Here is an 11,905-nt window from a genome sequence, read left to right on the forward strand (position 1 = left end):
GCTCAGCACTCAATGACGTTGACAGCGAGCCCGCCGCGGCTGGTTTCTTTGTACTTGTCCTGCATGTCGCGGCCAGTATCGCGCATGGTCCGGATCACTTTATCCAGCGAAACCTTGTGCTTGCCGTCGCCGCGCATGGCCATCCTGCTGGCATTGATGGCTTTCACTGCACCCATCGCATTGCGTTCGATGCATGGGATTTGCACCAGCCCGCCGATCGGGTCGCAGGTCAGGCCGAGGTTGTGTTCCATGCCGATCTCGGCGGCATTTTCGATTTGCCCGGGATTGCCGCCGAGTGCGGCGACCAGACCGCCTGCGGCCATCGAGCAGGCCACGCCGATCTCGCCCTGGCAGCCGACTTCGGCGCCGGAGATGGAGGCGTTTTCCTTGTACAGGATGCCGATCGCTGCCGCGGTGAGCAGGAAGTTGAACACGTGTTGTTCGTCGCTGCCTGGGCAAAATCGGTCGAAGTAGTGCAGGACTGCCGGGATGATGCCGGCCGCGCCATTGGTCGGTGCCGTGACCACACGGCTACCGGCAGCATTTTCCTCGTTCACCGCCAGCGCATAGAGATTGACCCAATCCAGTGTGGTCAAGGGATCGCGCATCGCCGCTTCCGGTTTGGAGGAAAGTTCGCGATACAGCATGGGCGCGCGTCGGGTGACTTGCAGGCCGCCGGGCAGTGAGCCCTCTTCGCGGATGCCGCGTGCCACGCACGCCTGCATCGCGTTCCAAATCTCGCGCAAACCCGCGCGGATCTGTTCTTCGCTGCGCCAGCATTTTTCGTTTTCGAACATCAGTGCGGCGATACTCAGGCCGCTACGCGCGGCTTGCGCTAGCAGCTCGTCGCCGCTCTTGAACGGGTAGGGCAGCGGTGTTTGGTCGGCGACGATACGGTCGTCGGCGGCATCGTCTTGATTGACCACAAAGCCGCCGCCGATCGAGTAATAGTCGCGCGTTGCGATCATCTCGTCGTTGGCGGCATAGGCGCTGAAGCGCATGCCGTTGCTGTGATGGGGGAGTTTTTGGCGTTTGTTGATCGCCAGGTCGCGCTTTTCGTCGAAGGCGATGCTGTGCTGACCAAGTAGCTGGATGCGCTTGCTGCTGCGGATGCGTTCCAGTGTGCTGGGAATGATATCCGGGTCGATCAGTTCTGGACGCTGGCCTTCCAGGCCGAGCAGCAATGCCTTATCAGTGCCGTGGCCGCGTCCTGTCAGCGCGAGGGAACCGAACACCTCCACGCGCATGCGCACGACGTTCTGTAGCGTGCCTTGATCCAGCAGCCAGCGTTTCACGAAGCGCTCGGCGGCGCGCATGGGTCCGACGGTATGGGAGGAGCTCGGCCCGATGCCGATCTTGAACAGGTCGAAGATGCTGACAGCCATGCGTGCCGTTGAGGGGGAGGCCTGAAGGACGGTTATTCTATGCCCCCGTGTGCCGGATGGGTTCGTTAATCCGTATCCAATCCAACCTATGTCTCTGATTCTCTACCAACGCGATGACTGTCACTTGTGCGATGAAGCGTTGTGGGTTCTGGCGCAGGCGCGTGCAGCCGAGCCCGACAGTGTGTTTATCGATGGCGATGCCGCCTTGGAGGCCCGCTACGGCATGCGCGTGCCGGTGTTACGTGCCGCCGATGGCCGCGAGCTGGATTGGCCGTTCGATGCGAATGGCGTGCGTTGTTGGCTGAGCGGACTGGACTGAACGTCACGGTCGATCTCCCCGCGTAGAAAAACGGCGGACCCCACGAGGAAATCTTCCGCTCAACGGCCGTGCGTCACGGCTCATGGCGAATCACTTCGCCTTGAATACCACTTTGGTGCTAATCGCGGTTTCGTTGGGGATGGTTTTGGTATCGGCCCAGTCGCCGCCGCCCACACCGAAGTCTAGACGCTTGACCGTGGCCTTGCCGGTCAGCACCGGCTGCGCGCCCGCACTCCAAGTGAAGGTAAGAGTTACCGGTTTGGACACGCCGCGCAACTCCAGCGTACCATCGGCCGCGTAGGTGTTGCTGCCGAGGGCGCGGAATTTGTCTGCGCGGTAGTGCGCGGTGGCGAACCTGGCGACATCGAAGAAGTCTGCGCTCTGCAGCGTGGAATCGCGCTCGGCGTTGCCGCTCTTGGCGCCGGTCAACGGGATCGCCACCTCAAGTTTGGCGCTGGCCAGATGAGTCGGGTCGAAGCTGAGCTTGGTGTCGAAGCCAGCGAACTGGCCGGTGAAGACTTCGCTCTCGTACTTGCTGGCGAAGACCAGAGTCGAGCCGGGCGCCTGGACGTAATCGGCGGCGAATCCAGGCGCGGCAATGAGCATGGCGACCAGGTTGGCGGCGACGGCGGCATGGGAAGCGAAACGAGACGACATGGGGCAATTCCTCAGGATTTGGACGAGGACAGCCAGCCGCGCGGGAGCATCCGCGTCAGGGTGGCATCGCGTTGAAACAGGTGGTGATAAAACGCCGCGCCAGCATGCGCCAGGACGATCACGATCAAGGCCCAGAACCCCCATTCGTGCACGCTGTGCGACAGCGCGCGCAGGTGTGCGTCTGGCGCGCTGAGCTTGGGCACGTCGATCAGCCCGAACCAGCGCAATGGACGCAGGCCGCTGCTGGAGTCGTACAGCCAACCGGAGAGTGGTATCGCGAAGATCATCAGGTACAGCAGCGCATGAGTGGCGCTGGCGATACGCGCCTGCCAGCCGGGGGTTCCCGCTATCGGCGCAGGTGTGCCAGCGTACACGCGCCAGCCCAGCCTGAAGACGACCAGTGCCAGCACGGTCAAGCCCAGCGACTTGTGCGCGGTATATACCCAGAAGTATCTGGGTGTCCTCGGCAACTCGCCCATGGTCAGGCCGACCACGCCCAGCAGCAGGATCAACAAGGCGATCAGCCAGTGCATGGTCTGGCTGACGCTGCCCCAGCGGTCTGCGGTGTTCTTGGCGGTCATGGCGTGCGGTCCTGTTCGGCTGGGCTGGTCGCCTTGTCGGACGACGGTGCCGTGGCTGATGTCGGTGTGGTGTCGGAATCGGGGCGGCCTTCGCGGGTCGCTTCGGCCTCGATGTGCAATTCTACCGTCGCGCCGATCACCGATGGCCAGGAGCTGATACCGAAGTCGGCACGTTGCACGGTGGTGGTGGCCGAGAAGCCGACGGTGCGACGGAACGGCGGCAGCGGGTGTCGCTTGATCGCGTTCATGGTCACCTCCAGGGTCACCTCGCGGCTGACGCCGTGGAGTGTCAGTTGCCCGATCACCTTGGCGTGGCGGGCGTCCACCGGTTCGATTCGAGTAGAGACGAACAGGGCTTCTGGATAGTGTTTGCCGTCGAGCAGATTGCGCGCGAGTGCGGCGCGGTTCCAGGCGTCATCGCCCAGGTCCAGTCGCTGCAAGGGTACTCGTGCTTGCAGGCGTGCGCTGCGCCAGTCTTGCGGATCGAACACCAGGGTGCCGGTACTGCCGGACACCGTGCCCAATGCCTTGGAGAAACCCGCGTGATCGATTGCGAACAGAACGCGCGTATGTACCGGGTCCAGCGCGTATTGCGCGGGGGCAGCCAGGCCCGTGCCCGGCAGAGCCAGCAAAACCACAACGAGGCAATGTTTGAACATGAGAGCACCCGCGCTGTATGGGTGGTCGGATTCTAGAGCCTGCGATGTAGGTTGAGGTGAGGCGCCTTGGTCGTGCGGGCGTGCGCTGCTTGCGGCGTCTGCGGTGCAGGATGAGTGATCCGCATGGGTAGTCGACGGTTGCCATGGGCAGTGCTTATCGCCGAGGATGATGAGCGAGCAGTGATGCCGACACCAGCCTGGAGAGTGACACGCGATGTGGTCGAGAAGGAGCTTGGGATGGCTACTGTTGGCGTGGTCCGCGGTTGCAGGCGCGGTCGTGCCGCTGACGCCGCAGCCGCGTCAGCTAACGGTGGCCGATGGCCTGCCGTCCAATACCATCAATGATTTTGCCGAAGACAAGCTCGGCTATTTGTGGATTGCCAGCAGCGATGGCCTGGCTCGGTTCGATGGACATGGGTACCGCATCTGGCGGATTGAGAACGGGCTGCGCGACAACAATCTTTTGAGCGTTCATGTCGATGCGCAGAACCGGGTCTGGTTCGGCACCAGCACTGCGCAACTAGGCATGCTCTCGGCGGACCGCCGCACGTTCCGTTACTACGACCACAGTGTCTATCCGCAAATAGGTTCCGGCGAGGTGTGGGCCATCGTTTCCACTTCCGACGGCAATATCTGGTTCGGAATTGGCCATTCCGGCTTGTACAGGTTGCAACCAGACGGCCGCCTGACCCATTTCATGCCCAAGCCTGGCGACGAACACAGTTTGCCATCGATCAATGTGACCAAGTTGGCGACCGCGCCCGATGGCGTCCTTTGGGTCGGCACTCACGACGGCGTCGCCCGCTGGAACGGGCACGGTTTCGAGCGTTTCCCCCTTTCTGGGGTTGATCACGATGTCCTCGAACTGACGCCCGAACCCGGCGGCATTCTCTGGGTCGGTAATTTTGATGGGGTGCGTTTGTTGCGTGCCGATGGTACGGCGATTGCACCTTATTGGCGTAACCTGCCGAACAATAGTGTGATTGCGATGCTGATCCACGACCGCAATGGCAATCGCTGGTTCGACACCATGGACGGCCTGGGTCTGGAGAACGAGACCGGCATCATCCACAACGTGCCGCTGTACAGCAACTCCGCGCACAGGGTGGTCAAGCCGAATTTTTTGTTGGGGTTCGAGGATCGCGAGGGCGATCTATGGTTTGCCACTGTCAACAACGGGTTGTGGTACCTGCCGTCTAGATGGCGGCAGTTCTCTGTGCTGTCTTATCGGTCGCATGACCCGGAATCGATTTACAACCCCTACGTGGTGGCCACTGCGGCCTCGCAGGATGGCGGGGTCTGGTTGGCGGGTACGGGTGGCGTACTCGACAAGCTTGACCCGGTCACGGGCGCGGTTCGCCACCACATGCGGGTGATGTTCGGGATGGATTGGCCAAAAGCCATCGTCGAAGATAATCAGGGACGTGTGTGGGGGGTCGGACCCAAAAGTTTGCTGCGCTACGATCCAGTCAGCGGCGACGTCATGCGTTGGAGCATCGGGGAGGGCAGCAATGCCTTGCTCATGGTGAACACGAATTTTGTGACTGTCAGTGGCGATGCACACCTGTGGTTGTTCAGTGATCTCGACGGTGCGCAGGTGCGCGATCTCGATGGTCACGTCCTGCGTAACATCGCGCTGGGCACAGGCGGGTTGCCTGCAGATTTGGTTGTCAATGCACTCAAGCTTGGACCGCAAGGCCAGCCCTGGTTGATCGGATCGCGCGGCGTTCTGGCCTGGAACCCGGCGCGTGCGCGTTTCGAGCCGGTGCCGGGAGCACCGCGACGGCCATTGAGTACCATCGCAATCAGTGATGGCAATGTGGTCTGGCTGGCCGGTGTAGGTTGCCTGGAGCGTTATCTGTGGGACGGTACCCGACTGAGCTTGCTCGACCGCATCGACGAAAGCCACGAGTTCCCGAGACTGGTGCCGAATGGCATGGTGGTCGATGACAAGGGCGTGGCTTGGCTGAGCAGCGTGCGCGGGCTGATCCGGGTCGATCCGGCCAGCAAGGCGATGCGCTCCTACGGTGTGCGTGATGGCTTGCCCAACCAGGAGTTTGCAACCGATACCCTGATCCAGGCGCGTGGCGGGCAAATTCTTGGTGGTACCCCGGATGGTGTGGTGTTGTTCGAGCCTTCCCAGGTCGTGCCGTCGCGGCGGCAGCCACCGCTGGTGATCGAGCGCGTCAACGTGCGCCGTGGTGATGCACTGCTGGATCTTTCGCACGCCGACACAATCGTGCTGCAGGAAGGTGACCGCGATTTGAACGTGGTCGCGCGGCTGCTGTCGTTTTACGACACCGAGTCCAACACCTACCGCTTCCGCCTGAGCGGCTACGACACGGAGTGGATCGATGTCGGCGCCAATGGCGAGCGGCTGTTTCCGCGCTTGCCATCGGGTCAATATACCTTGGAGATGCAGGCGCGGACCGCCGACAAGGTGTGGTCGAAAGTGGTGACTCTGCGCTTTCGCGTGCTGCCGCCTTGGTGGCGCAGCACGTGGGGGATAGCCGGACTGACATTGCTGGCGTTGTTGATTGTGTGGTGGTTGTCCTATCTTTACCGTCGGCGTTTGCGTCGTCGCAACTCATGGCAACTGGCCCTGCACAAACAGGAGGTGGCCGAGCAGGCCTCATTGGCCAAAACCCGCTTCCTGGCCACGTTGGGGCATGAAGTGCGCACGCCAATGACCGGCGTGCTGGGGATGAGTGAACTGCTGCTCTCCACGCCGCTGGATCCAAGACAACGCAGCTACACCGAATCGATCCGTGGTGCCGGCACGCATCTGCTGCGCCTGGTCAACGATGCGCTGGATCTGGCGCGGATCGAGGCCGGGCGTCTTGAGCTGGATCAGCAGCCATTCGATCTAGGGCAACTGATCGCCGAACTGGCCGCGATGATGGAGCCGATGGCGCAGGGACAAGGCCTGACGTTCGTATTGGACAATGCGATGCCGGAGCAGGTCACCGCGACCGGCGATGCCACACGGGTGCGGCAGATCCTGTTGAACTTGCTCAACAACGCGATCAAGTTCACCGAGCGCGGCAGCGTGCAGTTGCGGGTGGCGCCGTTGCAGGAGCGTCAAGGGGTGCGCTTCGAGGTTGTCGACACCGGTCCAGGCATCAACGCCGAACAACAGGCGCGGTTGTTCCAGCGTTTTGAACAAGCCGATGGTCCGCGCACCGCCGCGCGTTACGGCGGTAGCGGCTTGGGGCTGGCGATCTGTCAGGAATTGGCGGTGGCGATGAAGGGACACATCGATCTGCAGAGCCGGCTCGGCACTGGCACTCGCTTTGTCGTCGATCTGCCTTTGCCGTGGGTGCCGGCGCCGCTACCGCGTTCCGCCTCTGGCGTGCGTGAGGTCGTGTCCGTCTCGGTACCGCAACGGGTGCTGCTGGTCGAGGATGACCCGACCGTCGCCGAGGTGGTCAGTGGCCTGCTCAGCACGCGTGGTCACCGGGTGACCCACGCCGCGCATGCCCTGGCGGCGCTGACCGAGGTCGCGTCCAATGTCTTCGACATCGCCTTGCTCGACCTGGATCTGCCTGGCATGGATGGTTTGGCGCTGGCGCGGCAGTTGCGCGCCTTCGGTCACGCGATGCCATTGATCGCGGTAACGGCCCGCGCCGATGCCGACGCTGAACCGCAGGCGCGTGCGGCCGGTTTCGATGGTTTCCTGCGCAAGCCGGTGACGGGAGACATGCTGGCCGAAGCGCTGCAAACGCCAGCACGTACAATGCGCGATGCGGAGGGGGCGAACAGCCATGTCGATGGCGCATAAGCGTCGTGCGCAGGCTGTGCGGGTTCCGCGCAAGCCTTTGCGTTTTTGCGGCGGTCACAATGTACGTGCCGCGGTTGTAGCGTTGGATCGCCTTTCCAGGCAAGCCGCAGTTTGCCGCAACTCTGGGCCGCGTTTACTCGGCCACCGCCACATCCTCGACCTGCTTCGGATGCGATGGCATATCCGGTAATTGCCAGAAAATCAAAGTGGAGGTCAGCGTCATTGCGCCGACGCAAACGAAGGTCGCATGCAGGGCGATGACGGCACCGTGGCTGTCGCCAAAATAGTCGCCGAAGGCCGCCAGCAGACTGCCAGAGGCCGCAGCGCCGAAGCCGGTGGTCAGCATCATTACCATCGACAAAAGACTGTTGCCGGCGCTGGCCTGATCGCGTTCCAGATCGCGCAGGGTGACCGTGTTCATGACGGTGAATTGCAACGCATTGACTGCGCCGAACACGGTGAGTTGCAGAAGTTGCCAGCCCAGTGCCTGGCCCGAATCGAGCAGCACGAAGCTCGCCATCGCGGTGCCGACCAGCACCGTATTGGTCATCAGCACTCGACGGTAGCCAAAGCGCTCGACCAGTTTCACCGCAGCGCGCTTGGATGCCATTCCGGCCAGTGCCACTGGGATCATCATCAGGCCGGCGCGCATCGGAGGGATGTCCAGGCCGACCTGCAGCAGTAACGGGATCAGCAATGGCATGCTGCCGCTGCCCATGCGCGAGAACAAATTGCCGAGGATGCCGATGCGAAAACTGACCACCTTGAACAGATGTGGCGGGAACAACGGAGCCGGCGTGTTGGCTGCATGCAGCCAGTAGCCGATGAGCGCCGCCAGCCCAGCGACTGCCAGCAGCATCACGAATGCGTGGCGCAGGCCTAGCTCGGAGATGCCGTCCAGTGCCAGCGACAACGCCACCATGCCGAAGGCCAGCATGCCGTAACCAATCAGGTCGAAGTGGGTGCGCTGCTCGCCATAGAGGTCGGGCATGATCTTCAATGCGGCAGCGAAGCCGGCCGCGCCGATCGGTAGATTGATCAGAAACACCCAGTGCCACGAGGTCATCTGCACCAGCCAGCCGCCCAGGGCCGGCCCGACCAGCGGCCCGATTAGCGAAGGGATGGCGATGAAGCTCATCGCGCTGAGAAACTTCGCGCGTGATACCGAACGCATCACGGCCAGTCGTCCGACGGGCAGCAACATTGCACCGCCGATGCCTTGCAGCACTCGCGCGGCGACCAGATAGTGCAGGCGCGTCGCCGCTGCACACAGCAGCGAGCCCAGGGTGAACAACACGATCGCCACCAGGAAGACCCGGCGGGTGCCGTAACGATCCGCGATCCAGCCGGAGGCGGGGATGAACATGGCCACGGCCAGCGCATAACTGAATACCACCGACTGCATCTGCAGCGGACTTTGCTGCAGGCTGCGTGCCATCGCCGGCAGCGCGGTGTTGACGATGGTCGCATCCAGCATCTGCATGAAGATCGCCAGCGACACCAACCACAGCAGCGGGCGGAAATTCTGCCGAGTGGGGATGGTCAGCGGGTCGGGTGATGGCGCAGACATCGACCTGCATGCTGTGGCTTAAAAAACAATGATGGCGTAGTTCAGGTCGTTATGGTGTCGGCTTGGTGTAGACAGCGGTCATTTGCCTCCTGCGCTTTCAGCCTGCCGCGCGAGGCGCTTGCCTGCATGCGATAGAGAGGGGCGGTGGTGACGTTCGATAGGCAGCGACGCCATCGCGCTGAGCTTGGCAATGCCGTGCGGCTTGCTTGCTGTCGTGGGTGCGAGCCTCGCGGACTTGTGTCAGCTTCAGTGCGCTGCACTGCAACGGTGGTGGAACGCCGTGCGGGGTTATCGCGGTTGGTCGAGCGTGGCATAGACCGCATCGCGAAGTGCGGTGACGAAATGGCCGCACATGCCTTCGTGAATGGTGTTGCTGAAGGCGAGCACACTCAGCTGGCGCTCCGGATCCACGAACCAACTGTGTCCATAGGCGCTGCACCAGCGCCAGGTGCCGACCGATTCCGGCGTCGCGGCGAGTTGCCGGTCGCGTAGCACCATATAACCCAGACCATAGCCGAAACCTGGCGCGCTGGACATCTTCCATCCCCCGCTGTGATCGCGTTGCATGTCCGCGATCAGTGCACTGGGCAATAGCGTGCCGCCGTCCTGGCGCAGGGTTTCTAGCAACTGCAGGAAGTCCGTCGCGCTCCCGGCCATGCCCGCTCCGCCCGAAAGAAACATCCGTGCATCGAAGATGCGGCCCGGGCTGAAGCTCAGGCGCAGTTTGCCCTCGAAGGCCGGCACGACTTCGCCTTCGGCCAGCAGATGCGGCTGTGGCGTGTCGTTGACATAGACCGTGTCCATGCGCTGTGGATCATCCACGACGAAGCCGGTGTCGTGCATGGCCAGCGGATCGGTGACCAGTTGCCGCACACTTTCGTCCAGTGGCGCGTCGTGTACGCGCTCGATCAACGCACCCAGGATATCCGTCGCCAACGAATAGCCCCAGGCGGTGCCTGGCTCGTATAGCAGCGGCACGCTGGCGATGCGGCGCAGGTTCTCCTCCAGGCTGATGATCTGCATGTCCATGCCATCGGACACCCCGGCTCGCGTGTAGGGCCCGTCGGCATCGGTTTCGAGGAAGCGATAGCCCAGCCCGGCGGTGTGGCCGAGCAATTGCCTGACGCTGATCCGGGCGATGCGGCCATCGGCCAGATGCGGCTGGAACTCGGGCAGCCAACGGACGATATCCGCGTCCAGGTCCAGCTTGCCTTGTGCCGCCAGCACCAACGCTGCGGTCGAGACGATGAGCTTGCTCACCGATCCCAGTCGGCATAGCGTCTTCATGGTCATCGGTCGCTGGCGTTCGCGGTCCGCCCAGCCAGCGGCCTGTTGGTGGATCAAGGTGCCGTTGTGGGCGACCAGCACGCGCACGCCGACCAGACGCCGTTGCTCCAGCGCTTCCTGGACCACGGCGTCGATGCGGGGCGACAGGACGGTGCCAGTCGCAAAAGCATCCAGTGCAAACGGGGAAGCGGTCATCTGCAACCCATTCGGCGGGGGCGCTGCCTCCGATTCTAGTGGCTGCGGTCGCGACGACAAACGCCGGGCAGCGTCGCGATCCGGCGCATCAACCGCGCCGACCGTGCCGCTGCACCGCCGCGATCAGTGCGCCGACGTGTTCAGGCTGCATGTCCGGTGACAGCCCATGGCCGAGGTTGAACACATGACCGTCCGGCGAACCGTTGCCCTCGGCGTAGCTGTGCAGCACGTGCTGTACCTGGCGCTCGATGGCCTCGGGCGCACCGTACAGTACCGCTGGATCCAGATTGCCTTGCAGGGCGACGCGACCACCGGTGCGGCGCGCCGCATCGGCCAGATCGATGGTCCAATCCACGCCCACGCCTTCGGCACCCGAAGCGGCCAGTTCCTCCAGGTAGGGCGCATTGCCCTTGCCGAACAGGATCAGCGGTGTGCGTTCGACGCCCTCGCCGCGTGCCAGTTCGCGGGCGATGCGCAGCAGGTAGGGTAGCGAAAATTCGCGGTACATCGCCGGGCTGAGTACGCCGCCCCAGGTATCGAAGACCTGCAGCGCCTGCGCGCCGGCCGCGCGCTGCGCCGCCAGGTAGGCGATCACCGCATCGGTATTGACCGACAATAGCCGGTGCAAGGCGCTCGGGTCGTTCAACGCCATCGCCTTGATCCGCGCGTAGTTGTCGCTGCCGCCGCCTTCGACCATGTAGCAGGCCAGCGTCCACGGGCTTCCGGAAAACCCGATCAGCGGTACGCTGCCGTCCAGTTCGCGGCGGATCACCCGCACCGCATCCATCACGTAGCGCAGTTCGGTTTCCATGTCCGGCACGCCGAGCCGGGCGATGGCCGCCGCATCGCGCACCGGATGGCGGAACTTGGGGCCTTCGCCTTCGACGAAGTACAACTCCAGGCCCATCGCATCGGGAATGGTGAGGATGTCGGAGAACAGGATCGCCGCGTCCAGGGGGAAACGCGCCAGTGGCTGCAGGGTCACCTCGCAGGCCAGTTCCGGGGTTTTGGCCATCGCCAGGAAGCTGCCGGCGCGGGCGCGCGTGGCGCGATACTCGGGCAGGTAGCGCCCGGCTTGGCGCATCAGCCATACGGGGGTCTGGTCCACGGGCTCGCGGCGCAGCGCGCGCAGCAGGCGGTCGTTCTTGAGCATGGGAAGATTCCTCAGTGCGGCGCGTCGGCGCCACGGGTGGAGATGACCTGGAAGCCGCGCTTGAGTTGCGCATCGCGGGCTTTTTCGAAGGCGGCATGGGCCTCGTGTTGATGCAGGTATTGCGCGCGCTTGAGTTGCGCGCGCCCGCCGATCTGGCCGCTTTCGCGTAGTAGTTCCCAGCCACCGAACAGGTCCGGTTGCAGGATCAGTTGGATGTAGCGCGGCGGCTCGTTGCCGTCGGGGCGTTGTTGCAGGAAGACACGCATGCACGGATTGTAGCTGTTGCTCGTGCGTGCGGCTCATCGGCGCATGCTGGCC

Annotated in this window: 10 protein-coding genes; 2 read left to right on the top strand and 8 right to left on the bottom strand. The window is 63.3% G+C overall.

The features are described 5' to 3' along the window. Positions 1–2 precede the first annotated feature (2 nt). Positions 3–1,385: an L-serine ammonia-lyase gene (locus XANALMUS060_RS04565; RefSeq protein WP_045737319.1), complete on the bottom strand. Its 1,383-nt coding sequence runs from the start codon at positions 1,383–1,385 to the stop codon at positions 3–5. Positions 1,386–1,473: 88 nt separating this feature from the next. Between XANALMUS060_RS04565 and XANALMUS060_RS04570 the strand changes: the two genes are divergently transcribed. Beyond that, positions 1,474–1,704, top strand: a complete 231-nt coding sequence (locus XANALMUS060_RS04570; protein WP_045737320.1) for a glutaredoxin family protein — start codon at positions 1,474–1,476, stop codon at positions 1,702–1,704. Between the two features lie 90 nt (positions 1,705–1,794). Here XANALMUS060_RS04570 and XANALMUS060_RS04575 read toward each other — a convergent pair whose 3' ends face one another. Genes XANALMUS060_RS04575 through XANALMUS060_RS04585 form a run of 3 tightly spaced genes read right to left on the bottom strand, consistent with a single transcriptional unit; the run spans position 1,795 to position 3,601 of the window. Continuing rightward, positions 1,795–2,361 (bottom strand): YceI family protein, encoded by a 567-nt coding sequence (locus XANALMUS060_RS04575; RefSeq protein WP_045737321.1) that lies wholly within the window; start codon positions 2,359–2,361, stop codon positions 1,795–1,797. 11 nt (positions 2,362–2,372) lie between these two features. Further along, entirely contained in the window at positions 2,373–2,942 is a 570-nt protein-coding gene (locus tag XANALMUS060_RS04580; RefSeq protein WP_045737322.1) for a cytochrome b, read from the bottom strand. Further along, entirely contained in the window at positions 2,939–3,601 is a 663-nt protein-coding gene (locus XANALMUS060_RS04585) for a YceI family protein (protein ID WP_045737323.1), read from the bottom strand. Before XANALMUS060_RS04585 ends, XANALMUS060_RS04580 begins: the two co-directional genes overlap by 4 nt. Before the next feature lie 214 nt (positions 3,602–3,815). Between XANALMUS060_RS04585 and XANALMUS060_RS04590 the strand changes: the two genes are divergently transcribed. Beyond that, positions 3,816–7,382 carry an ATP-binding protein gene (locus XANALMUS060_RS04590; RefSeq protein ID WP_045737324.1) on the top strand — a complete coding sequence of 1,189 codons (3,567 nt, stop codon included), beginning with the start codon at positions 3,816–3,818 and terminating at the stop codon, positions 7,380–7,382. A gap of 133 nt (positions 7,383–7,515) precedes the next feature. Here the strand turns inward: XANALMUS060_RS04590 and mdtD are convergent, their stop codons facing one another. The 4 genes from mdtD to XANALMUS060_RS04610 all read right to left on the bottom strand — a co-directional run bounded on the left by mdtD (position 7,516) and on the right by XANALMUS060_RS04610 (position 11,853). Then, on the bottom strand, positions 7,516–8,952 hold the full coding sequence (gene mdtD, locus XANALMUS060_RS04595; RefSeq protein WP_045737325.1) for a multidrug transporter subunit MdtD: 1,437 nt from the start codon (positions 8,950–8,952) through the stop codon (positions 7,516–7,518). 288 nt (positions 8,953–9,240) lie between these two features. Then, positions 9,241–10,434: a serine hydrolase domain-containing protein gene (locus XANALMUS060_RS04600; protein WP_045737326.1), complete on the bottom strand. Its 1,194-nt coding sequence runs from the start codon at positions 10,432–10,434 to the stop codon at positions 9,241–9,243. A gap of 88 nt (positions 10,435–10,522) precedes the next feature. Then, the gene (hemE, locus tag XANALMUS060_RS04605; RefSeq protein WP_045737327.1) at positions 10,523–11,587 is read right to left on the bottom strand and encodes a uroporphyrinogen decarboxylase; all 1,065 of its coding nucleotides are present in this window, start codon (positions 11,585–11,587) and stop codon (positions 10,523–10,525) included. Positions 11,588–11,598: 11 nt separating this feature from the next. Next, positions 11,599–11,853, bottom strand: a complete 255-nt coding sequence (locus tag XANALMUS060_RS04610) for a WGR domain-containing protein (protein WP_045737328.1) — start codon at positions 11,851–11,853, stop codon at positions 11,599–11,601. Positions 11,854–11,905 lie beyond the last annotated feature (52 nt).

Origin of the sequence: Xanthomonas sp. MUS 060, from assembly GCF_000963215.1 — a bacterium.
Lineage (GTDB): Bacteria > Pseudomonadota > Gammaproteobacteria > Xanthomonadales > Xanthomonadaceae > Xanthomonas_A.